This window comes from Rhodohalobacter sp. SW132 (assembly GCF_003390325.1).
Lineage (GTDB): Bacteria > Bacteroidota > Rhodothermia > Balneolales > Balneolaceae > SW132.
This window is the reverse complement of sequence record NZ_QUOK01000013.1, coordinates 56738-80204: the sequence shown is the minus strand read 5'-3', so window position 1 is coordinate 80204 and position 23467 is coordinate 56738. Positions and strand designations below refer to the sequence as shown.

Below are 23467 nucleotides of genomic sequence, written 5' to 3'. Positions count from 1 at the left end.
CTCAAGAAAAGCATCAGAGGGCTTTTTTGAAAATGAACTGTTCTTCGCACCGCTCTTTTAATTTTTGGTTCATCAGCTCAAAACCTTCTTTTGTTTTTGTGTTCAGCTGTTTCCACAACATGGGCAGCAAAATTCCACTGAAATTTTCTCTCTGAATAAACCGGGTGGTTTCATTTTTAATTTCAGTCATCTCAAAAATATGCTCACCATCAAAAAGTCCTGGAAAAATGAGGTTTCCGCGCCAGCTAAATCGTCTGTTTTCGGAAAGGTGTGTACAGACCGGGCGGAACGTCATAGCCCGGGAACCGGGTGGCTGAAGAGTAACCCTGAACCGTTCGCCGGGTGCTATTTCACCCGTTAGTGATGTTATAAAAGGGTTCCACTCCGGGTATTGATCAAATTCAGTTAATACCTGCCAGACGACCGATACCGGTGCGTGAATGTCGATTTCTGTTCTTAATTCTTTCATTGCTGATAAGGTTTGGGTTGATACCGGATGTACGAAATTGGGAAGGGATTGTTAGCAGATCAAAAAAATATTTCTGTTGATACTTATCAAAGCAACTCTATATTAGGTAGTGAAACATCACGGAGCCCAAAACCTAAATTTATCAACCCAATCTGTATGCCGTATTCCGAAACCGAAATGCGATATCTCACGCTTCTGTCCAAACAATATCCTACCATACAGAGCGCATCTACCGAAATAATTAATCTTAGCGCAATTATGGAGCTCCCAAAAGGCACGGAGCATTTCATCTCGGATATCCACGGGGAGTATGAGGCATTCTCACATGTGCTTCGAAACGGTTCGGGTTCGGTTAAACGACGGATTGAGGAGGTGTTCGAGTATACGCTTGGAGAACAAGAGCGGAGAAATCTTGCCACACTTATTTACTATCCTGAAGAAAAACTCCCTGTGATTTTAAAATCAGTGGATAATCCCGGGGAATGGTATCGGAAAACACTGTTTCAGCTGATAAAACTGTGCAGAATTTACTCTTCCAAATACACCCGGAGCAAGGTCCGGAAAGCTCTTCCTAAAGATTTTAATTATGTGATTGAGGAGCTTTTGCACGAGCAGGAGAGCACGCGGAATCGCCAGGAATATTACAGCAGTATCATCAACACCATTATTGAAACCGATCGGGCCGATGCGTTCATCACCGCTCTCGCGCACCTGATCCAGCGGCTGATGATTTCCAGGCTGCACGTGATCGGGGATGTATACGATCGCGGTCCGGGTGCGCATGTGATTATGGATGAACTGATGGATTATCATGCGGTCGATTTTCAGTGGGGAAATCACGACATCATCTGGATGGGCGCCGCTGCCGGAAGTTCTGCCTGTATTGCCAACGTGATCCGCGTTTCACTGCGATATGCCAATATGGAGACGATTGAGAATGGATATGCAATCAGCATGCTGCCGCTGATCAGCATGGCCTCGGATGTGTATGGTGATGACCCGTGTGATCTGTTTCTGCCGCGCGAGGTGGCTGAACGGTTCACCGAGCAGGAACAGCTGTTGATGGCGCGCATGCAAAAGGCGATATCTATCATACAGTTCAAGCTTGAAGGGCAGATCATCAAACGGCGTCCCCAGTTTCAAATGGAGGATCGTTTGCTGCTGGATGCGATCGATTTTGAGAAGGGTACGGTAACGGTTGACGGAAAGGAATACCCGATGAAGGATATGAATTTTCCCACGATCGATCCGCAGAATCCATACAAACTCTCGGATGCTGAAGAGGCGGTCATGGAGCGGTTAAAACTTTCCTTTCAAAACAGTGAGCGTCTGCAGCGGCATGTGCGGTTTCTTTTTTCAAACGGAACAATGTACCTGGTGAAAAATGGCAATTTGTTGTATCACGGCTGTATCCCGATGACAGAGGATGGTGAACTGCGGCACTTTGTGCTGGGTAACGAAGATCACGGCCCCAAAGCGTTTATGGATCGCCTGGAGCGGCTTGCCCGGCAAGGTTATTTTGCGAAGGATGATCCCAAAAAGAAACAGTACGGAATGGATACGATGTGGTATTTGTGGACCGGCGCCCAGTCACCGCTTTTTGGAAAGGATAAGATGGCAACTTTTGAACGCTATTTTATCGATGCTGAAGAGACTCACAACGAACATATGAATCCCTATTACCAGTTCAGAACAGATTCAAAAGTGGCATCGCAAATTCTAAAAGAGTTTGGCTGCGATCCGGAGAAAGGGCATATATTAAATGGCCATGTGCCGGTGAAGGTGAAAAAAGGGGAGAGTCCCGTGAAAGCGGACGGTAAGCTGATTGTGATTGACGGCGGCTTTGCTAAAGCATACCAGGATAAAACCGGTATTGCGGGATACACGCTGATCTACAACTCCTGGGGACTGCTTCTGGCGGCCCATGAACCGTTTGAATCCAAAGAAAAAGCAGTTGAAGAAGAGATCGACATTCATTCTCAAACCAATATACTTGAAAAAAATACCAAACGGATCCGCGTTGCCGATACCGATACGGGCCACAAACTAAAGAGGGAAATTGAAGATCTGAAACGGCTTATGAAAGCGTATCGGTCCGGCGCAATTAAAGAAAGTTAAGGCTGTCGCATTTATGAATTGTTTGTATATAAAAAACATTCAAAACCTCGAATCGAATCACTATTTTCCATCGGCATTTCCAGTTGTTTAATTTCGATGTACAACTTTAAATAAAATCTAAGATGAAATATTATACGGTATGTTTTTCAGTACTGATTCTTCTGTTCACAGCGTGCAGTGATCCCGAAGAGTCAGAAGTGGATGTGGAAGATACGATTGAAGACGCTCTTTCTTCCCGGGTGGAGTTTTCTGATGAACAACTTGCTTTCTGGGATCGAATTCAGGAACACTGCGGCAATGCATATGAAGGAATACTTGCCGACGCCACACCGTACTATCAGACGTTTGACGCTGATCAAATCAGGATTCACGTGCGAAATTGCACGGATGACCTGACCCATATTTCACTCCACATTGATGATGACCACTCACGAAACTTGTTAATTACCAAAACGGATGGAAACCTTTTATTAAAACACGATCATCGAAATGAAGATGGTACCGAAGAAGAAATTACTCAGTATGGCGGATTTGCCGAACAGCCGGGTCTTGCAACACGTCAGATTTTCTGGGCGGATACTCATACGGCTGAAATTCTTCCTGAGAGGTTTGATAATTTTTGGTTTGTGGACCTGATGGATGATCAGACGCTCGCATATGGCGTTCACTGGCCTATTCAGGGGAATTCTATACGGATGGAATTTGACATTTCTGAGCCAGTAGAACCCCCGCCGGCACCGTGGGGGTATTGATCTTGTCACGCATCCGTTCTCTGTTGTTAAATTCTATTCACCACTGTTTAATTTGCAGTGAATAGATCCTGAGTTCGACATTGGGACATCTAAAATCTTAAATAGTGATATTAAGTAAAATGTCATTTTGCCCCTTAGATTATGTAAATGATAAAACATAATCCTGTCATAAAAATTCAAAAACTGAATCTATTTTAGATTTATTGAACACAGGCTCAATATAAATATCAAGAAGAGGTATTGAATATGAATTTCTCGATTTTCCATTCACCGTTTTCGTTTTTAACCCAGTGAGTAAGCGAACGAGCATGGAAGGTCCAGTTGTCACCCTCAATAGGCTCCCATTCTACAGTGAACTCACCATATTCGACCGCTTGATCTCCAAATACATTAAGATCAAGTATTGAGTGGTGGTATGTGGACGTATGATTTGCATCGAATAGTGAACGGTAAAACGACTCAATTTCATTTCTTCCGTGACTTATTTCAAATCCCGGGGGAATATTCATCCCGTTTTCTGTATAAAAAGCGGCGCAGGCTGCCGCATCGTTTGCTTCCCACTTTTCAATAAATTGATCCCATGTCTGGTGAATTTCAGCTGGTGCTTCATTATTTTGAGATGATTTATAGGAAAATGATGTAGTAAATACCAGTAATGAAATAAATAAAAGGGTGCTTTTAACCATCCGTTTATCTCCGGTAAAGTTGATCTTTCGAAAGAAGAGAGATCAGCAGAAAATAGCTGATATAAAAGTGCTGGGACATTTATCCAGAGGTTTTTACTTCTGAACAAGATTAAATACAGACCCTTGATTCCTCTGTAATACAACTAACTTTCTCTTCTTCATTTTCTTAAATGACGATAATTTTGAATTAATTTGAAACAGATAAAGCATTTTTTTATGGACTTATCAGGAATCAGCCAAACGTGAAATGATGCTATTCAAGGGATTTAGGGGCAGGAGAATGAATTGACATCATATTCATTTTGATTGCTTATGTTTTAGCGATGAAAATTTTTAGTAAAGTGGGCCTATATCCATTAAACGAAATTATATGAAGATGCTAATTGTAGAATTCGCTGATAAGAAATTCAGAAATTTTTGTGCTATAGGCATACTCTTGCTGTCTGTTGTGGCGGTCGTATCCTGTAGTTCAAACACATCAGATCAAATAACATTTATGAATTATTATCAGGAGTTCTGTGGAGATACCTTTAAAGGGCAGACCACTATCATTGACCTTGGAGAAGATCACGAACTGGATGGTGCCGACCTGACGATGATTCTCGAAACCTGCAGCGAGGATGAGGTTCGCATTCCGTTTATCGTAAATGAGGACAGTTCACGGACCTGGATTGTAAAGATGACCCAGCACGGACTGCATCTTAGCCACGATCATCGCTATCCCGACGGAACTCAATACGATCAAAACTTTTATGGCGGTTATGCTGATGACGAAGGGTCAGCTTTTCTCCAGTACTTTCCGGCTGACCACCGCACGATTGAGGATCGTCCGCAGCGGGAGATCAACCGCTGGGCCAAGGAGTTTGATTTAGAGAACGACAAATATTACTACCGTCTCTATTTGCGCGGTGAACTGCGATTTGAAGCTGAGTTTGATCTTGCGAATCCTGTGGATGGGTAGGGGGATATTTTAAATAACCCTCCAAGGGTTTAGAACCCCTGGAGGGTTTCCCTGTCTGGAAAATCGTACTATTTATCTCTTTACTTGAATCGCGAGGAAAGTGTTCGTTACCCGAACAGTCCCGCAATCGCTCCGCCGTCGTGACTGATCGTCTGCCCCGTGACGTAGCCGCTGTGAGGGGAGAGGAGCCATGCGGCGAGGGAGGCGAACTCCTCGGCCGTTCCCATTCGGCGAACCGGGATATTTTGTTCCATCTGTTCACGTGCTTTTTCGCTGGAAATTCCCTTACTGCTGCTGTTATTTTTGATCACCCGTTCAATGGCTGGTGTATCGTGTGCCCCGGGAGCCATGATGTTGACCGTCACGCCTTTCGGTGCCACTTCAGTGGATAGAGTTTTGGCAAAGCCAACTACACCCGCCCGAAATGCATTGCTGAGCGTAAGTGCCGGCAGCGGCTGCTTCACCGATTTACTTTCGACGAAAAGCATTCGGCCATACTCTTTTTCCACGAGTAGTGGCGCCAGCCGCAGGGACAGGTCGATCTTCCAGCGCATCACAAGCTGCCAGGCCGCATCCCAGTCTTTCATATCGGTTTGAAGCGGCGTGCCGGTGGGAGGGCCTCCCGCATTGAATACGATTCCGTGAAATGCGCCACTTTTAGCAGCCGTTTCGATCTTGTCGAGGGTTTCGCTGTATATCAGGCTGCCTTCGATGATCTCGGTTTGATCCTCAAAATGCCCAAACGTATCCCGTAGTTTATCCCCACGGCGGGCAACAACGGCAACATGGGCGCCTTCAATTAAAAGTTGTTTGGCAATCGCTTGTCCAAAGCCGCTGCTGGCTCCGCAGACGATAAATCGCTGATCGGTTAGTTTCAGATCCATAAGAGTTATGAACTTTTATCAATTATTGTTATAGTAAAAAATCAAAAAAATCCAGGGAAGTATCCGGTTTGCGTGACGCTGCATCATCGTGCCGGGTTTGTAAACCTAACATAATCAATGAAAAGATGGCAAATAAATATATTCTGATTCTCATCATGAGCTTTACACTTCTGGGCTTCGGGTGCAGTTCGGCCGAAGAAGATCAAACCAGTAGTTTTACTGAACTTCCTCTCTATGAACTTGAGCGTGTTGAAGTGCTTTCAGACCAGGGAAGTTTGATTCTGGGGCGTCCGGTTTTTACTGATATCGATTCAGATGGGAACCGGCTGGTGATGGATCTCTCCTCATTTGAAATTCATGTATACGATGTGGATGGCACACATCGAAACAGTTTTGGACGGGAAGGAAACGGGCCAGGTGAATTTCAGCAGCCAGCCAATATAACTTTTGGCGAGAATGACAGTTTGTATGTGAGTGATTTCACCAGAAGAGCGCTCATCGTCTACTCAAAAGAAGCAGACTATACCTGGCGGCACGCATACGATCTCTCGTTTCCCCAGGCTGAAGAAGCGTACCCTTTCAGGGCACTGATGCCGTCTGAAGCCGGATACCCAATCATATATAGTGTGTACGACCAGGATGATGAGTTTCCAAACGGATATCTTACGGTAAAAGTCGTGGACAAAAACGGAAACTTTATCGAATCAAAAGAAAAAAAATTTCAACAGGGAAATTATATTGAAATTAATACTGGGGGAAATCAGATGAGGCTGGGAATTGGCGAAGTAGCAAGTACAGAAATTGCTTCGCTTACCGATGGGTCCTATCTTCAGGCATGGACAGCAACAGCCGCTTTGCATCATTACAGTACCGGTGGCGAGATTCTTAAGTCGATTGAATTAGACGGATATCCGGTTCAGAGGGTGACAAATGAAGATCTCAATGCTCTCAATGAGAGCTTTAGTCAATTTGGTGATTTACGATCGGAACTTCGTACAAAAATTGGAGAGACATTCCCCGCGTTTTCAGGTTTAAGAGTTACGAATGATGGCTCGATCTGGCTGGCGAGAATCGTGCCGGGTTCAAACAGTCAAAGCTGGTACCATATCACATCTGAAGGAGAACCGCTGGGACAACTTCAATTGGAAGACGGTTTCAGGCTCCAGAACTATGACGGTGATTCACTCTACCTGAGCGGTGAACTGGAAGATGGTTCTCCGGCTATTTTACGGTATAGTATTGCAGAAGGGTAACACGCTTTCTTAAAAATTGATCTATGGAATTCTGCTGAAATTTGGTTTACCCATCCCGTTGGGGGTTTTGGATAGCGAAAATCTCATATTTTCAGTCTCAATTATGGAACCTGTAGGAAAAGGGCAGAATTGAGGTTATCAAACCCTCAAGAGATCCGGCTACGAAGTCACGAAAACAGGAAGGTTCAAATCTGATATTTATACACTTCGTGATACTTCGAGCCTTGGAGCCCTCGTGGTAAAATTAATCCCACTTTTTTATTCTTTCGGGATTAATCAAACCCATCAGCCTATCGCCTTTGGTTCATCCAGATCCCTGAACTGAAGAGCGTAGAGATGGCTGTACAAACCTTCCATGCCGATCAATTCGGGGTGTGTTCCGGATTCGGCAATTCGTCCATTTTCAATAACCAGGATCTTATCCGCTTTTTGAACAGTCGATAACCGGTGTGCAATCACAAAGGTTGTCCGGTGTTTCATCAATCTGTAGAGAGCTTCCTGTACCTGGGCTTCCGATTCCGAATCGAGGGAAGAGGTGGCTTCATCGAGCAGAAGGATAGCGGGATTTTTTAAAATAGCACGGGCAATGGCAAGACGCTGGCGCTGACCCCCGCTCAGTTTTACTCCTTTTTCACCAATCAGGGAGTTGTAGCCCTCCGGCATTTCTGTAATAAAGTCGTGGGCGTTGGCTGCAACGGCTGCTTCGATTATTTCATCATCCGTTGCAGTAAGATTTCCGTAACGGATATTCTCTTTTACGGATGTTCCAAAAAGATGCACATCCTGTGGAACCTGTGAGATTTTTTCTCTGAGCGATTTAAGCTGAAATTCTTTGATATTGGTGCCATCCAGAGTTATAGACCCTTGTTGAGGATCGTAAAACCTGGGTATAAGATTTAGCAGTGTTGTTTTACCGGCCCCGCTTGGACCCACAAGGGCAATTGTCTGTCCGGGTTCGGCTTCGAATGAAATCTCTTTCAGAACAGGTTGTTTTTCATCATAGCTGAACCAGAGATTTTCAGCCCGTATTGCGCCTTCAATCTGTCCGACAGCTTTTGCACCGGGACTATCCTCAATTTCAGGGATCTCATCCAGCAGTTCAAAGATCCGCTCGGTTGCGCCGGCGGCTGTATTGATGGCAGCATATAACCTGGATGTCTGGGTAACCGATCTTGAAATGTTCAGAGCATAGATGATGAAAGCAACCAGGTCGCCGGCAGTTAGTCGTCCTTCAAGAACTTCTATGCCGCCATACCAGAAAATAATCACCAGCGTACTCATAAAAAGGATTCCGACACCTGCCCAAAAAAGCTGGGTCAGTACAACCTTCTTGCGAGCCGTTCCAAAGAGTTGTTCAATGGCACTTGAATAACGGGCTACTTCATAATCTTCCCGTACAAAAGCTTTAACAAGCCGGATCGCGCCGAGTGCATCTTCTGCTACTGCAGTTGATTCAGCCAGATCATCCTGAATACTCCTGGAAAGGCTCCGGATTTTCTGCCCAAAATACCGGGTGGCAATCGTGATCAGCGGTACTGTTAAAAAGATGACGATACTCAGCCTCCAGTTGAGAACAACCATCAACGCCACGGAACCGATCAATGAGAACGTGATCGTGAACATTTGCGGCAGGGAGTCTGTCAGGGCAGTGCGAATGGATCCCACGTCGTTGGTCAGCCTTGACGTGATTTCACCCAGCCTGCGCTCTGTATAAAATTTGAACCCCAGCCTGTGAAGGTGCTGATATAACTTTTTTCGAAGATCTGTAATCACCCGCTCGCCCACCCATTCCAGGTGATAGTTACCTATGAAGGAAAAGAGGGCCTGAAGTATAAACAGTCCAAATAACCCAACGGCAAGCAGATTCAGCAGATCTCGGTTGCCGGCTTCGAAAACAGCATCCAGAAGTTCCCTGAGGCCCAGCGGAACGGTAAGCCAGATCGCCGATGCAATGAGAACGGAAACAGTAGCGCTATAAAAACGAAACCGGTAGGGCTTTGTAAAAGCAAAAATGTCACTCAGGGTTGTCTTGAGCGACTTAATATTTTTTTGTTCCTCTTCTTTCTGCACGGGGCTCTTTAATTATTTAATCTTACAAAATAGACAAAACGTTCCAAAGAAATGTGATAAACAGATCGGTTAAAAAACCAGGTTTCAGTAGTTTTTTGGTATGGGGATGAAATCTTTCCATTTGATGCATTTACCCTATATTTAGGTCTATCTGCTTGATGAAACTTTAAAATTTAAATATCAATTAAGGATTAAACCGGACTGCCGATATAAACTGTATATGAATATCTCTCAAGCATTGCTTTTTATCACTTTCTGCATTTTTTCATCAGGCTGCTCTTCTGATATTATGCAGGATCTTGCAGATGCCCGCCTGGTTGACCTGGAGCCGATTGCGATACATTCCTTAGAGATTAGTGATCCATCGGGGCTGACACTGGACGTTAGCGGCGATTTTCTGTGGACGGTCAGCGACGATTCCGGTGATTTTATTTACCGCATAAATTTTGAAGGAGAGATGCTGGAGATCATTACCGGCTATCGCGGGGATGATATGGAAGGCATCACAATGAATCCAAATGACGGCACCCTGTGGATTGTTGAAGAGCGTTTGCGGCAGATTGTTCAGCTCACTACAGATGGGGAAGTTCTGCAATCAGTGGATGTGCCGGTGGACAGCACCAATCTGAACGATGGACTGGAAGGTATTGCCTGGAACCCGCAAAATGACCACGTGTATATTCTGAATGAAAAAAATCCCCGGCGGTTTATAGAATTAAATGCAGAATTTGAGCTTGTCCGCTCGGTAACAATCGATTTCGATCCTCCCCACGATATGAGTGACCTGTCCGGCCTGTTTTATCTGCATGATGACGAGGAATTTTGGTTTGTGAGTGATGAATCGAAAAAAATTGTGGTTACGAATATCCATCTGAACCCGATACGCGGCTATCGGCTGGATCGTGAAAAATTTGAGGGAATTGCGGTTGACCGATCAAATCACAGGCTATATCTCGTGAATGATGAGGAGGATAAACTCTATACTTTCGAATTGCCTGGTTGACTTGAGTAGTTTGGTTTATTTTCTGAAAGATTGCATTTACTTCTCTCCTCGCTATAATTCCATGCGGATTCCTTTTGTATCAAGATTGTAGTGCTATGTCATCGGATGAGTTTTTCGAAAAATCGAATTCCACCGGATGACCTTATGATTCATGTATGACTCATCCGATGACTGTGAATAACTCACCATTGGCACGGTATTAGCCCCATCAATCTAAAACAACAGTAAATTTAGATAAAGACTGAGTTAACTTTTTGGCATTTATGACGATAGTAATAAAAATCATACGCTATATAGGGTGAGACATAAAAAAAAGGAACAAGGTTTAAAAAGTGCAGCCAAAACTACACTAGTCCTTGATGCTGGTATTCCATTGCATTCTATGAGAATAGGTTATTCTCCAAACTCTTGCTGGCGGTCACCTTTTCTAAGTCTCTGCAAGTTATTTTCAAAGTAAATCATCTGCTATGCTAAAAACTACGATACAAAAGAATCTACAACGTATATTCATCTACAAAGCTCTTTTTTTATGCACATTTCTGTTTTTCTCACAGTCGATTCAGGCATCACCGGCTGACAGCATTTCAGCCCTGAATGTTTATGAATTTGCTCCCGGTGATATGTTTGATGACGATCCGGGTTACATCGCTGTGAACGGGCAAATCGGCTATTTTTCATCGGATACGTGGGATAATACTCTTTGGATCACCGACGGAACAGCGCAGGGCACAAAACGGATTTATGGAATTGATGATAAATACCGGGTGAGTGTAGACTCTGGGTATGATTACTCGAGCTATCTTTTTCATCAAGGTGAATTCTACTTCATGGCCTGGAATACGGATGCCGACGGATTGAGTAACTATAGTGTTCTCGCTACGGATGGGACCGATGAGGGTACCCGTGAAGTTGTTGATGGTCAAACGGCCGGTTACCAGAGCCTGCTCGGGCTTACATCATTCGGCGACCGGGTCGTATTGATTGTTGATCTGCCAGATGGTGAAGGCGGAGGGATTTTTCTGCTCAATGAGTCGGGCGAGGGAGCAACCGTTGTTGACGGAGCTGAACTATCAACAAATGTGAATATCAGGCGAACAGGGGCTTTGGGAGATCATCTGTATATCTCAGCTTTCGATCCGAATACCACGAGCTGTAAACTGAACCGCATTGATCAGTCAGGCAGTGTGAGCACGGTGTGGAATTCAGGAGCGGGTTGTGAGGATAATCACAGCCCAAATCAACTAACCCCACATGGGAATAAGCTCTATTTCCAGGCGAATTATGGCGAAGGACCGGCGCTTCATGTGTATCAAAACGGAAACGTAAGTGCAGTTTTTAATCCTGAAAATGATGAGATGCACTCCGCACTCGGACTAACGGTAGTGGGTGAGAGGCTCTATTTTAAATCCCGCCCGTGGAATGAGGAAAGCAACGATTATTCAACCCGATATAGCCTCTATATGATTCCGGAAGGGAGCACAAATGCCCAGCTTCTGTGGGATGACAACCGGTTTGATTATGGATGGACAGGTCATGAAGCGGCAAACTTTGTACCGGTGGCTGCAGGAGACAGCCGATTGCTGTTTATTCACCCTGTGAAATATACGTGGTGGTCTGTGGAAACCGGTGCAGCATCATTTGAAGAAATTATGGTAGATGGAGTTACGATTGATTACAGGCATATGAATATAGATCCGAAATCAACCGACGAAGGCGCGTGGTTTGCTTCGAGTGCCCGACTGAGTTACACCGATGGAACCTCTGCCAACACTGTGCGTGTGGGGCCGCCGGAGCTTACAGGTTTTGAGTACATGGCGATCGTTGAGAACTTACCCTGGTTTCCATCCCGTATCGGCCACTGGGGTGATCAGGGAATTTGGCGGATTGGGGAAGAACCGGACCCGGCTGAAATGGAATCGGTTATTCTTCTATCGCCGGAGGATGGTTTAAATGGGGCAGATATTGACCCGGAATTCGGCTGGGAAGCAGACCCTGTAGCTGAATCCTATCAAATCCAGATTGCAACGGATGATTCGTTCGAATCTATTCTGACAGATTCATCAGGTATTGAATCGCAGCAGTATCAGCCGGAAGAATCACTGCAATACTCAACAACCTATTATTGGCGAGTTCGGGGGCAAACCGCAGATGAGGAAGGCCCCTGGAGCAGCACTTGGAATTTTACTACAATACGCGGGGGGACGGGGCAGGTAGCTCTTACTACTCCCGGAAACGGTGCGGAAGAAGTTGAACTGAGCCCGGTATTTACGTGGGAAGAAGTATCCATTGCTGAGGTGTATCATATTCAAATTTCAGCCAATGAGGATTTTAGTGATTCTGATTCTTTCGTCACAGATGTGGATGACATCGAAGAGACAGAGTTTACGCTGGCATCTGAATTAGATAACGGCGAACATTATTACTGGCGCGTGCGGGCGTCCGATGGAAATGAGTTCGGAGAGTGGAGTGATACGTGGAGTTTTTCGACTACAGAAGTATCTGTATCTGCGGAATTTGAAGAAACTCCGGTTGAGTTTTCCCTCGAACAGAACTATCCAAATCCATTCAACCCAACCACCCAAATCCGGTTTGACCTGCCACAAGCAGCAAATGTGCAGCTTGAAGTCTACTCGGTTACCGGTCAGCTTGTGGCGGTGCTTGAAAATGGAAGGAGATCTGCCGGCCGGCATTCTGTAACGTTTGACGGTTCGTCGCTATCCAGCGGAATTTATCTCTATCGCATTCAGGCCGGGGAGTTCATCCAAACACGCAGATTGACACTGATAAAATGATACATCAAAGTGTTGGAATGGGTGGGGGATTTCAATCAGCAAAATTAGTTGTATTAGGTCGATGGATATTTCAAATTTATCTTTCCGTACTTGATTAGATTATTGTCTGGATGCATTTCAAAGAAGACAAAATTCTAAACAGTATGCGGATCAAAAATCTGAAGTCTCTTTACTAATTTAAAATCAGATAGGTTACGTGTGACAAGAATCTGATTATGGACAATCGCTGTGGAAGCGATAATTGCATCAGGAATCTTGATGGATTGTTCTTTTCTAAGCTGAATGCATGTATTTACAACTGAATCCGATAACGGATAAATCGTTGAAGCATTTACAAATTCATTGAGCAGTGACATTTCGCCGGATGGAGCGTTGAACCCAAGTAGTTCAATCTGTGTAATTACTGATATATTCGGTACTTGATCTACCACAGAAGCCATTAAAACAGTTCCGTTATGCGGCAACCGATCCGAAAGAAAATCTATAACTGCGTTTGTATCTAATAGGTAAGTCGTTTGTCCCATTGGTCTCTCTCTTTCTCGACTTTACTCAGCATTTTATTTGCAGTCTCTTTAGACAATTTACCAGAAAATTGTTTTGAAAGAGACTGAGAGCCAGGTGGTTGATTTTCTACAACCCGTATCAGGTCCAACGCTTCAAGTTGCTTGATAAGATGGTAGGCTTTCTGATGTTTGAGTTCTATGAGTAAAGATTTCATAATCAATTGATTGATTAATAACACTTATTAATGAAAGAATACAAGTTTCCGGGTGCAGTTCCAAGGATTTTGGAGGATAATAAAAAACCGGAGACCTGGAAATCTCCATTTATACGGCGGATTGGCTTTGGAAATTGAGGGGTTTAATTGAACTACATAATTTAACCAGCCATCCCTAAAAAGATCCATCCGTAAGAATCTCATCAAACCATGCAGGTTTCACCAATGTTAGTACCCTGATATTAATACACTTCATGAAACTCCCGTTTACCTAACCGGCGTCTTTGCGCTTTCGCGGTAAATACAATTCCCGGAATTATTAAACTCTCTGCCTCAAATGTAAAAACTCCACTACATTACATTTTCATCCTTAAAAACGATATAATAAACGAGAGTTCCTCCGCCGATTGCCGCTGCAAGGAAAAAAAGCATCGCAAAACCGGGATAACCGAACAGCGTGAAATCGGTTTCAATATTCATTAGCATGGCCGCACCGATAATGGTGGCAGCGATGATCAGCCCGAGGGTAATCCGGTTGGCAACTTTTTGAAACCCGTCAGTCAGCCGTTTTTCATCTACCCCGTCAATATTTATCTTGAACTCATTATTGGCAAGATTCTCGGTGATTGTATTGAGCCGTTCCGGCAGGTTTTCAGCCAGTTTTTTGGTTTCAACCAGGACAGAAAAAAAGTTTTCGGGTTTGATTTCATCCCGCATTTTTTTCTCCATCTGTTTCCAGACATGGGTGCGGATGGCCCGTCGGGTATCAAATTCGGGATCCAGTTTGCTGACGATCTGATCCATATTCAGCAATATCTTCCCAAGGATGTTGATCTCTGTGGGAATCCGGATACCATTATGTGCCGCAGATTGATTCATCTGTATTAAAATCCTGCCTGTTTTCATCTCTTTGGCAGCCGCCTGCTGACTCTCCATCACAAGCTGAGTTACTTTTTTCCTGAATGCCTGCAGATTAGCATCATCCTGAAGCGTGCTCATTTTGATCAAAATATCAGCTACTTTATCGCCATTATCGTCACCCAGGGCAGTCATAAAGCGAAGTAAATGTTCCCTGTTCGGGGCGGAGATGTGAAATACCATCCCAAGATCGAGAAGAACCAATTTATAATCTTTTGTAAGGTGCACATTTCCGGGATGGGGATCGGCATGTACAAATCCATCGGCCAGAACCTGCTGCATATAGGCCTCCACAAACTCATCGGCAAGATTTTCAGCATTCATCTCGATCTGTTTCACGGGTGAGAGGTCTACAACTTTTTGCCCCTCGATAAATTCCATCGTCAGGATTTTTGAAGTTGAATAATCTGATACGGGCAGCGGAACCGTCAGATTCTTAAACGATTTCAGATTCTCATGCATCCTCGAAAGATTATTCGCTTCTTTGGTATAGTCGAGCTCATTGAGCAGAATTCTTTGCAGCTCCTCAATCAGGTCGTCAAGGGCAAATTTCTGAGCGGTTTCGGAGTGTTCAACGGCCCAGTTAGCGATTTCATCGAGCGTTTCAAGATCTTTAATGAACTGGGCTCGTATTCCGGGCCTCTGAACTTTTACCACCACGTCACGCTCTCCGGATCGCAGCGTTGCTCTGTGTACCTGACCGATGGATGCACTTGCCAGAGGTTTCTTATCGAACGAATGAAATGCTTTTGAAATGGATGTACCAAGTTCTCTCTCAACAATTTCCTGCACTTTCTCATAGTCGATTGAGTCCGTTTCATCCTGGAGGTCTGAAAGCGAATTGAGGTAACGTTGCGGTAGCAGGTCAGGTCGGGTAGAAAGCAGTTGCCCCAGCTTGACGTACGTCGGCCCCATACTTTTGAGATCTTCAACCAGTTCATCCGGAGTCTGATCATACTCATCTTTTTCAACATTGTCTGCGGCAACACCCATAGCATTTGATGATGTCTCTTCAAGCAGATCGCTGTTTCTGTATTTTAACACAAAACTCAGCAGCTTCCGGTATTGGTTGATCTTTTCGGTGGTTGAAGGCATATGAAATGGTTTGTGATACGATTAGATGTTAGCTGACCGAATAAAGCAAGATCAGAAAGAAATGCAACTAACAGGATATTTAATTAATTGTCAGCGAAAATATTCGAAGTTCGAAAGCACTATCATCAGAAAACGTTAGCAGAAATATTAGGAATGGTATTGAATATGTAACCTATTGTATATAACCGATTTCCATCAAATTGTTTCATGTTCATGTTCATGTTCATGTAAATGGAGAATCATAAATTGGCATGGTATATACAAATCTTAACGTGCAGTATTAGAGAAGTTGCATTTGGCATTAGGTGAGGAAGAAGCTTGGAGGCCATACCAAACATAAAATCTCCGTCTCAGCCACGTTGCATCTGCTGAGAATAAGGTCTCTGGTTTTTTCGGAAAACTATGTTCTTAATTACTTTTGTAAAGAAGAAGTTGAACGGTTGCCGATTCTATCTTTCTACAATAATTCTTGGCGGTGATTCACCGCGGGCAAATACAAGGTCGCTGTGGATAAATACAGCATAAATATATTCGCCATGAGCTGCACCCGGTGCAACCGGTCTCATCAGAGAATTGCCATCACCAATTGTATAGCTGTTGCCCCCAAAAAGTTGTCCGTCGAATTGTAATGAAATATCAGAACCTTCGGCTGACCAGCTTATTCTGTCGTTTCTTTTCGCTGTAACCGTGCTTTTCGTTTCATCATTTATATAGACAACCCTCCATTCATCTCCTACTACTTTAACAACAAGTTCATGGAGGACCGGTCGTCTGTCATTATCCTGTGAATAAACGGATTCAGAGAAAATAAAAAATAGAAGAAAAAGCAGAAGTGCTGAGATTTGACTAAGCGTTGATAATGTTTTCATTAGGGATCCTGGTTTTGTTGATTTACAGGCTTTATTATGAATTAAAAAGCCCTCTGTATTTAAAAATTTTCGAGGATATCCTGAAAATGCACGTCATCCACAAGCTCTTTGAGTTCCGGCTGATTTTGGATTTCCGAGATGGAGTATCCGCCTTCGATGGCTTTTTTGATCCAGGTAAGAGCTTCGTGTCTCATACCTAAAGATTCATAAGCCGATCCTCCGAGGTACATTACATATGTATTCTGTGGTGCCAGATCGAGTGCTTCGAGTATATATCTTCGGGATAAATCGCCATTACCAAGCCGTGCGTAGTAGCCTGCAATTGATATGACGACTTCAGCATCATTTGGGTTCACTTCCAATTGTTCATATGCGAGCTCAATCGCTCGTTCATAGGCCGGAATAGATTTCTCATACTGATCGGGTGTATAGTAGTATGAAATGGCCAGGTTGCCCCATAAAAAATAATTACCATCATTTAATTCAAGAGCGGTTTCATACATGTTTGCTGCTTCAGCGTACCGGCCTTCAATGTAATAGAGAGTGCCGAGATTTGAAGCTGCACTGTATGATTTTTCGAGTTCCAGAGATTTTTCATACATCTGTTTGGCCTGCTCATGCATGTCGGTAAAGTAGTACATACTGCCGAGATTCATGTAGCCGCGATAGTTTTCAGGAGTGATTTCTATCACTCTGCGATATTGTTCTTTCGCATTTTCATATTGGTTAATGCGGTAATAAAATGTACCCAATGCATTATATCCTGCCCAGTGATCAGGTTTAAGGCTTATAGCGCGTTTGTATGTCTGTTCAGCTTGTTCAGTTCTTCCGCTGTATTCGTACGCCTCCGCAAGTCCGCGGTACGCTTCTGCGTTTGCGGGATCAGATAAAAGGGCATCGTTAAAATTTTGAATGGCATCATCATATTCTCCCGTACCGATATGGATCAGGCCGAGAGTGATTCGTGCCTGAAGCAGGCTGCTGTTGAGTTTAAATGCTTGTACCGTATTGAATTTAGCCCGGTCAATCCAGGTTCGATCCCGGGTATCAAGATATTTGAACCAGTAGGCCTGACCGAGTCCCGCAGACGCGAGAGCGAATTGAGGATCGAGCCCAAGAGCCTCTTCAAAAGCATCGATGGCCATGTTGATACTTTCGGACCTTTGTTCGTATCTGTGCAGATATCCCAAGCCTTTTATGTAGTATTCAAATGCAACAGAGTTTGTAGTACTCCCTTCGCGTATCAGACCTTTGGCTTCGGAGTTCAGTTCAAGGTTCAGTATTGCCAGCAGCTGCTCAACAGACTCATTGTGGAGTTGAAGTGCCTGGGAAACATCAACGTCGATTATTTTGGAGTTAAGCTGACGCAGATTTTTCGAATCTATGAGGGAAATGGTTAGCCTGAGCCGATTGGCAATCGGCTGTATACTGCCAGCAATAGCGTAGTTTACACCAAACATTCGGTACGCTTCGCCTGCACTTAAAATATTGTTACTTCGAATTTCACCAGACGGGACAACCCATAAATCGCTTTGAAACTGTTCAAGATGGGAAAGCTGGCTTGTTATGGTTTCCACAAGTCCGTCTGCAAAAATTTGTCTGCCCGGGTCTCCGCCAATATTTGAAAATGGAAGTACAGCAACGTGTATGAATTCCGAATTGGGCGCAGATATCCAATCATCAACCCATATTTTTCCTTGAAATATCGTAAAGAGAAGCAGTATCAAGGCTAAAATAGCACCTATAGCCAACACTATTTTTCTCTTTCCCGTACCCAATTCCATTGATTTTGATTCAGCCTTGCCAGATCCGTTTTTGGAATAATCGATGCCGGTTTGTGAATAACCCGCATGCTGCAACAGATCATCCAAAAGTTCGTCGGCTGTGGCATATCTATCATCAGGTTCTTTCATCAAACAGCGATGAACAATATCTTCAAGTCCGCCTGGCAGATCACCATCCCGGCTTTTCAAGGGAGGTGGGTCGGTATTGATGATGGAATACATAACAGAGTGCTCATAATCACCCCCGAAAGGTAATCGACCGGTCACTAACTGGTAAAGGACGGCTCCATACGACCAAATGTCGGTTCTGTGGTCAAGTTCATCACCCCGGATTTGTTCAGGTGACATGTATGAAATTGTTCCGAGAGTAGATTGCTCACGGGTCAGGTCATTTCCACCCAGCGTTTTTGCGAGGCCGAAGTCCAGGATTTTTATCTCACCAGCTTGAGTAATCATAATGTTAGCCGGTTTTATATCCCGGTGTATAATCCCTTTCTGGTGAGCTGCGCACAGACCCCTGGCAATTTGAATTGCAGCATCCAGAACCTGGTCTGATTTGGTACTCTTGCTAAGAGAATGATTACTAATGGAGGAATCAACATTCAAAATTTCATCGCTTTTGTCATTCGAATGAATGAACAAGTCTGCGAGATTATTTCCATCGATATACTCCATCACGATGAACTGATTACCATCATAGTCATCCTCAATACCGTAAATTTGGCAGATGTTAGGATGATTAAGCTGTGCGATTGAACGCGCTTCCCTAAGAAATCTGTCGTGAGCTTCAGCGCCAATATCAGATTTTTCGGGAAGGAATTTTAGTGCAACAAACCGATTCAATTTTGTGTCGTGGGCTTTGTATACCACTCCCATACCGCCTTCGCCGGACTTTTCAAGTATCTTGTAATGATTTACTGTCATTCCAATCATAACATCCTGCTTTCAAGAAACTAACCGAAATTCTTTCCCGTGATCATCCGGAACTTACTTATGCCAATATCCTGGCTGGTTACGGTTTTTAATGAACTGGATTGACTTTCAAGGGCCATTTTCCACTGGTATAACTCACCTAAAGTTGGCCCGAGTTTTTTCATGAATCCATCAAACGTACCGCCCTGTTCATAGTGTTCAATTGAGGCGATATCATCCCAAACTGTGAGGGAGATCATTTCTTCATTATGTTCAAAATTGTCAAGTAAAAAAGCGTAACGGCAGCCGTTAACATTTTTTAGGGCGGGTAAAATTTCTGTGTTATAAATACGCGAAAACTCATTTTTATCACCCTTATTAACTTTCAGAGAGAGAATTCGAAGGTGGCTGCTTTTTTCAGCAATATGCGGCGGTAGAGAATCGAGCCGGTCTGCCACGGGATAGGACGTCACAGTAGGTGTGCTTTGCACAGGCGAGTATTCAACCGTGTTATTCCTGGTAAGCTGAATTTTCCATTCGTTGCCTTCCTCCAGGGTATGCTGCACTGTTACTACGTTTTTGTTGTAATCACCTGACTGCACGTAAGCCTCTGCGTCTGTTTTACTGCTCCACAGCGTTAGCGAAATATACTTTCTTGGCTTATCGCGATGTTGTAAAAGCCCGGCAAAGATGCATCCATCTGTTTTTCCGAGGACCTTAAGAATGATCTCAGTGTAAAGGTTTTCTAAACTCAAATTCTCTTCCTCCTTAACCGTAGCTTCTACCATTCTCAAGTACATGATCTATTCCTCTCCATTAATTGCGGTTCTTTTCAAAGCAATTGCAGTGATATCATCAAACAGCTTTGCATTTCCGCAGTGATTCTTACATGTATCCACTACTATTTTGATGAGGTGATCCGGCATTTCATTTTCTGAAATTGCCCGGTTTAACAAGTCCAGAATTAACTCCTCTCCAAGCATTTTTTCATTTTCGTTGGTTACATCGGTAACACCATCAGAAAAAACAAACAGCAGGTCGTCTTTTTGCATTAGAACCGATTCTTCATCATATTCTGAATCCTCCATCATACCCAGAGGCAGGCCACCCGTTTTTAGCCGTTGGTGTGATCCATCTGTTTTCAGTAAAAAGGGATAATCGTGACCGGCATTTGAGTAGTGAAATGTATGCGTTGAAGTATCAAGTATGGCCAGGAAAAGTGTTGCAAATTTTTCGGCACTTGTACTTTGATATAGTTGCCTGTTCGCATTTTTAAGAATGTCACCGGGTTTTTTCAGATGATACGTTTGCCCCCTGAGAATAGCCTGCAGATTGGTCATAAGCAATGAAGCGGGCAGGCCTTTTCCGCTGATATCGCCCAGGCAAAAAGCCCATAGGTGATTGTCCATCTGAATGTAATCGAAATAATCACCGCCGACTTCACTGGCCGTTACGTTTTTACCAGCAACAGCATATTCAGTAATTTTAGGAGAATTGGGCGGAAGCATCTTCTTCTGTATAGATGAGGCCAGTTCGAGCTCTCTGCGCATAAACTCATAAGCTTTTTCTTCTTCATAAAGACGTGCGTTTTCCACCACCTGTGCCGACTGGGCTGATATGATAGAGAGCAATCGCTGATCCGATTCCGAGAAACCACCATGTTTGTTCGAACGCTTATTGTATACGGTTACAATACCAATCAGTTTTGAGCGAGCCATAAGAGGAGCACTCAGCAGTGAGTAGATGGTGCTGTCCCACTTGACATTTCGAAATCGGGTATCATTTTCAGGTTCATTAATTAAGAGAGGTTTTTTGTTCAACTGCATCCAACCAAGAAGATTCTGATTGAGATGTAAAGGAGAATGTTCACTAGTAGTAATCATACTTCTGACAAGCGTATGAGTAGGATTTGACTTTTCCTCATCTATCAGTGTGATGTCTCCCTGCTCTGCGTTTAGTGCACGAATAGATTTACTGATTATTGAACGCATAATTTTTTCACTATCCAGGCTGCCGCTTATGGCCAGGGCAAGATCATTCAGTATTGCCAACTCATCAACTGCTCTCCGAAGGCGTTTGTTCTCCTCTAAAAGATATTTGCTGTCTTCAGTCATTTTAATAGGCAGTATAGTGTAAAACAGTAGTATAATTTAAAATTCATTAATAGTCTATTATATTAAATAATATTATATCAATGATAAGTCATATGCCATTTTTGACAACCTTGCCTCGCCGCCTCGTTAGCACATTGTTTCTGCTGGCAGGCGATTTAAATCCACCCAGTACCCGGCCCTGACAGGATACTTGAGGAACAAAACCTGATATCGTATTAATTCTAAATCTGTAAGGTTTTGACCGGTTTTGATGAGGAGATAGATGGAAAACCGGAATAGATTATTATTTGTTGAATAGTTAAGATGGGATTAGATCAAAAAAAACCGGTCAGCTCTTGAATTAATGATACAGAGCTGCCGGTTTTTATAATATTAGGTTGAATCGGTTAGGCAGGTTGCTTTACATTTGGCCCTGCGTTTATGATCTCTTCGCTGCTCTCTTTTTCAAACTTTTCAAAGTTTTTGGTAAAGAGATTACCCAGTTTTTCGGCCTGTTTGTTGTAGGCATCCACATCATCCCAGGTGTTTTTAGGAATCAGAATATCTGATTTAACATCGGGGCATTCTGTAGGAATTTCAAAGCCGAATACTTCATCTTTAACGGTTGGAGCATCATCCAGGTCTCCTGCATGAATGGCGTTGATAATTGCCCGTGTACTCTTCAGGTCGATCCGCTGGCCTGTTCCGTATCCGCCACCGGTGAGTCCTGTGTTGACCAGCCACGCTTTTGAACCGTGTGCTCTCATTTTTTCGGCAAGCATTTCGGCATATTTGCTTGGAGGCCATATCAGGAATGCGGCTCCGAAACAGGCAGAGAATGTTGCCTGAGGTTCGGTTACGCCCATCTCGGTTCCGGCTACTTTTGCGGTGTATCCGCTGATGAAGTGATACATCGCCTGCTCCGGAGTGAGTTTACTTACCGGGGGAAGTACACCGAATGCATCATATGCAAGGAAAATGATGTTTTTCGGATGCCCTGTGGTGCATGGAATTTTCGCATTGTTGATGTACTCAATCGGGTAGGACGCCCGCGTGTTTTGAGTGATGGATGTGTCGGTGTAATCAACTTTTCGCGTATCGGGATCGTATCCGACATTTTCCAGAACGGTGCCGAACTTAATCGCGTCATAAATTTCCGGTTCGTTCTCGCGGGACAGATTGATGGTTTTGGCGTAGCAGCCACCTTCGATGTTAAACACGCCGTCATCGCTCCAGCAGTGCTCATCGTCACCGATTAGTTTTCGGCTGCTGTCGGCTGAGAGCGTAGTTTTACCGGTTCCGGAGAGGCCGAAGAACAGCGCGACATCTTCCTCCTCGTCTCCTTCATTAGCCGAACAGTGCATGGAGAGGACTTCTCTTTTGGGCATCAGGTAGTGCATCACAGAAAAGATTCCTTTCTTCATCTCACCGGCGTATTCCGTACCGAGAATGACCATGCTGTTTGTTTCGAAGTTAACGTCAACACTGGCATCTGATGTCATTCCTTCCGTAAACGTGTTGGCCGGAAATTTACCTGCGTTGAAGACTACAAAATCAGGATCGCCAAAATTTTCAAGCTCTTCTTTTGATGGACGGATCATCATGTTATGCATGAAGAGGCCGTGGTAGGGACGCTCTGCAATAATTCTGACTTTCAGCCGGTAGTTTGGATCCCATCCGGCAAACCCGTCAATTACATACAGCCGCTCGCATGTATTCAGGTAATCGGTGGCTCTTTTGTGATTGATTTTATAGGTGTGCTCGTCCAGGGCAATGTTGATATCTCCCCACCAGATTTCGTCGCTGATATTGGCAGTTTTAACAACCCGTTTATCGGCGGGGCTACGTCCGGTTCGTTTACCTGACCGTACAACCAGTGAGCCGTTGTCGGTAATAACAGATCCCGGATCGTACTTGATTGCATCTTCATAGAATCTCCCTGGCGCGGGATTTCTGATGATATTTTTTACAGTTATTTCATGTTTGGTGAGGTCGAATGTTTGCTTGCTCATATTACTCTCGTCTTTTTGGTGAGTGTTAAGTACTCATCTAATAAATAGCAAAATTGAGTGAACTTTTGATTAAGAATT

Annotated in this window: 18 protein-coding genes; 6 read left to right on the top strand and 12 right to left on the bottom strand. The window is 44.0% G+C overall.

The window, feature by feature from the left end; all coding sequences use genetic code 11:
• Positions 1-13: 13 nt before the first annotated feature.
• Positions 14-469 (bottom strand): SRPBCC domain-containing protein, encoded by a 456-nt coding sequence (locus DYD21_RS18960; RefSeq protein WP_116038590.1) that lies wholly within the window; start codon positions 467-469, stop codon positions 14-16.
• Between the two features lie 156 nt (positions 470-625).
• Here DYD21_RS18960 and DYD21_RS18955 point away from each other — a divergent pair, with 156 nt between their 5' ends.
• A complete protein-coding gene (locus DYD21_RS18955) occupies positions 626-2587 on the top strand; it encodes a fructose-1,6-bisphosphatase (RefSeq protein ID WP_116038589.1) in 1962 nt (653 codons plus the stop codon).
• Positions 2588-2709: 122 nt separating this feature from the next.
• Entirely contained in the window at positions 2710-3339 is a 630-nt protein-coding gene (locus DYD21_RS18950; protein WP_116038588.1) for a hypothetical protein, read from the top strand.
• A gap of 227 nt (positions 3340-3566) precedes the next feature.
• On the opposite strand, the gene DYD21_RS18945 is transcribed toward DYD21_RS18950, so the two are convergent.
• Positions 3567-4025: a DUF4440 domain-containing protein gene (locus tag DYD21_RS18945; RefSeq protein ID WP_116038587.1), complete on the bottom strand. Its 459-nt coding sequence runs from the start codon at positions 4023-4025 to the stop codon at positions 3567-3569.
• 496 nt (positions 4026-4521) lie between these two features.
• Here DYD21_RS18945 and DYD21_RS18940 point away from each other — a divergent pair, with 496 nt between their 5' ends.
• Positions 4522-4986, top strand: a complete 465-nt coding sequence (locus tag DYD21_RS18940) for a hypothetical protein (RefSeq protein WP_116038586.1) — start codon at positions 4522-4524, stop codon at positions 4984-4986.
• 107 nt (positions 4987-5093) lie between these two features.
• Here DYD21_RS18940 and DYD21_RS18935 read toward each other — a convergent pair whose 3' ends face one another.
• A complete protein-coding gene (locus DYD21_RS18935; protein ID WP_116038585.1) occupies positions 5094-5870 on the bottom strand; it encodes an SDR family oxidoreductase in 777 nt (258 codons plus the stop codon).
• A 125-nt stretch (positions 5871-5995) separates the two neighbouring features.
• Between DYD21_RS18935 and DYD21_RS18930 the strand changes: the two genes are divergently transcribed.
• The gene (locus DYD21_RS18930) at positions 5996-7123 is read left to right on the top strand and encodes a 6-bladed beta-propeller (RefSeq protein WP_116038584.1); all 1128 of its coding nucleotides are present in this window, start codon (positions 5996-5998) and stop codon (positions 7121-7123) included.
• Between the two features lie 285 nt (positions 7124-7408).
• Here the strand turns inward: DYD21_RS18930 and DYD21_RS18925 are convergent, their stop codons facing one another.
• Positions 7409-9193, bottom strand: coding sequence for an ABC transporter ATP-binding protein (locus tag DYD21_RS18925; protein WP_116038583.1), 1785 nt, complete (start codon positions 9191-9193; stop codon positions 7409-7411).
• A gap of 220 nt (positions 9194-9413) precedes the next feature.
• Between DYD21_RS18925 and DYD21_RS18920 the strand changes: the two genes are divergently transcribed.
• Together DYD21_RS18920 and DYD21_RS18915 are read left to right on the top strand one after the other, a co-directional pair.
• The gene (locus DYD21_RS18920; protein WP_116038582.1) at positions 9414-10196 is read left to right on the top strand and encodes an SdiA-regulated domain-containing protein; all 783 of its coding nucleotides are present in this window, start codon (positions 9414-9416) and stop codon (positions 10194-10196) included.
• A gap of 467 nt (positions 10197-10663) precedes the next feature.
• A complete protein-coding gene (locus DYD21_RS18915; RefSeq protein ID WP_116038581.1) occupies positions 10664-12988 on the top strand; it encodes a T9SS type A sorting domain-containing protein in 2325 nt (774 codons plus the stop codon).
• 134 nt (positions 12989-13122) lie between these two features.
• Here the strand turns inward: DYD21_RS18915 and DYD21_RS18910 are convergent, their stop codons facing one another.
• From DYD21_RS18910 to pckA, 8 genes are all read right to left on the bottom strand, one after another.
• On the bottom strand, positions 13123-13512 hold the full coding sequence (locus DYD21_RS18910; RefSeq protein ID WP_116038580.1) for a type II toxin-antitoxin system VapC family toxin: 390 nt from the start codon (positions 13510-13512) through the stop codon (positions 13123-13125).
• On the bottom strand, positions 13488-13706 hold the full coding sequence (locus tag DYD21_RS18905; RefSeq protein WP_116038579.1) for a hypothetical protein: 219 nt from the start codon (positions 13704-13706) through the stop codon (positions 13488-13490). The genes DYD21_RS18910 and DYD21_RS18905 overlap by 25 nt, the downstream gene beginning before the upstream one ends.
• Positions 13707-14057: 351 nt before the next feature.
• On the bottom strand, positions 14058-15719 hold the full coding sequence (locus DYD21_RS18900) for an AarF/ABC1/UbiB kinase family protein (RefSeq protein WP_116038578.1): 1662 nt from the start codon (positions 15717-15719) through the stop codon (positions 14058-14060).
• Between the two features lie 449 nt (positions 15720-16168).
• Positions 16169-16588 carry a hypothetical protein gene (locus DYD21_RS18895; protein WP_116038577.1) on the bottom strand — a complete coding sequence of 140 codons (420 nt, stop codon included), beginning with the start codon at positions 16586-16588 and terminating at the stop codon, positions 16169-16171.
• A gap of 59 nt (positions 16589-16647) precedes the next feature.
• Entirely contained in the window at positions 16648-19305 is a 2658-nt protein-coding gene (locus DYD21_RS18890) for a serine/threonine-protein kinase (protein WP_116038576.1), read from the bottom strand.
• 20 nt (positions 19306-19325) lie between these two features.
• On the bottom strand, positions 19326-20084 hold the full coding sequence (locus tag DYD21_RS18885; protein WP_116038575.1) for an antibiotic biosynthesis monooxygenase: 759 nt from the start codon (positions 20082-20084) through the stop codon (positions 19326-19328).
• Positions 20085-20087: 3 nt separating this feature from the next.
• The gene (locus tag DYD21_RS18880; protein WP_116038574.1) at positions 20088-21398 is read right to left on the bottom strand and encodes a GAF domain-containing SpoIIE family protein phosphatase; all 1311 of its coding nucleotides are present in this window, start codon (positions 21396-21398) and stop codon (positions 20088-20090) included.
• Between the two features lie 386 nt (positions 21399-21784).
• Positions 21785-23389, bottom strand: a complete 1605-nt coding sequence (gene pckA, locus DYD21_RS18875) for a phosphoenolpyruvate carboxykinase (ATP) (RefSeq protein WP_116038573.1) — start codon at positions 23387-23389, stop codon at positions 21785-21787.
• Positions 23390-23467: the final 78 nt, after the last annotated feature.

Bases quoted from the DNA above. Each gene is read 5' to 3' on its own strand.
- DYD21_RS18930 (WP_116038584.1), top strand. From the start codon at position 5,996: ATGGCAAATAAATATATTCTGATTCTCATCATGAGCTTTACACTTCTG.
- DYD21_RS18885 (WP_116038575.1), bottom strand. From the start codon at position 20,084: ATGTACTTGAGAATGGTAGAAGCTACGGTTAAGGAGGAAGAGAATTTG.
- DYD21_RS18880 (WP_116038574.1), bottom strand. From the start codon at position 21,398: ATGACTGAAGACAGCAAATATCTTTTAGAGGAGAACAAACGCCTTCGG.
- DYD21_RS18920 (WP_116038582.1), top strand. From the start codon at position 9,414: ATGAATATCTCTCAAGCATTGCTTTTTATCACTTTCTGCATTTTTTCA.
- DYD21_RS18945 (WP_116038587.1), bottom strand. From the start codon at position 4,025: ATGGTTAAAAGCACCCTTTTATTTATTTCATTACTGGTATTTACTACA.
- DYD21_RS18950 (WP_116038588.1), top strand. From the start codon at position 2,710: ATGAAATATTATACGGTATGTTTTTCAGTACTGATTCTTCTGTTCACA.
- DYD21_RS18940 (WP_116038586.1), top strand. From the start codon at position 4,522: ATGAATTATTATCAGGAGTTCTGTGGAGATACCTTTAAAGGGCAGACC.
- DYD21_RS18955 (WP_116038589.1), top strand. From the start codon at position 626: ATGCCGTATTCCGAAACCGAAATGCGATATCTCACGCTTCTGTCCAAA.
- DYD21_RS18915 (WP_116038581.1), top strand. From the start codon at position 10,664: ATGCTAAAAACTACGATACAAAAGAATCTACAACGTATATTCATCTAC.
- DYD21_RS18960 (WP_116038590.1), bottom strand. From the start codon at position 469: ATGAAAGAATTAAGAACAGAAATCGACATTCACGCACCGGTATCGGTC.
- DYD21_RS18910 (WP_116038580.1), bottom strand. From the start codon at position 13,512: ATGGGACAAACGACTTACCTATTAGATACAAACGCAGTTATAGATTTT.
- DYD21_RS18890 (WP_116038576.1), bottom strand. From the start codon at position 19,305: ATGATTGGAATGACAGTAAATCATTACAAGATACTTGAAAAGTCCGGC.
- DYD21_RS18905 (WP_116038579.1), bottom strand. From the start codon at position 13,706: ATGAAATCTTTACTCATAGAACTCAAACATCAGAAAGCCTACCATCTT.
- DYD21_RS18895 (WP_116038577.1), bottom strand. From the start codon at position 16,588: ATGAAAACATTATCAACGCTTAGTCAAATCTCAGCACTTCTGCTTTTT.
- DYD21_RS18935 (WP_116038585.1), bottom strand. From the start codon at position 5,870: ATGGATCTGAAACTAACCGATCAGCGATTTATCGTCTGCGGAGCCAGC.
- pckA (WP_116038573.1), bottom strand. From the start codon at position 23,389: ATGAGCAAGCAAACATTCGACCTCACCAAACATGAAATAACTGTAAAA.
- DYD21_RS18900 (WP_116038578.1), bottom strand. From the start codon at position 15,719: ATGCCTTCAACCACCGAAAAGATCAACCAATACCGGAAGCTGCTGAGT.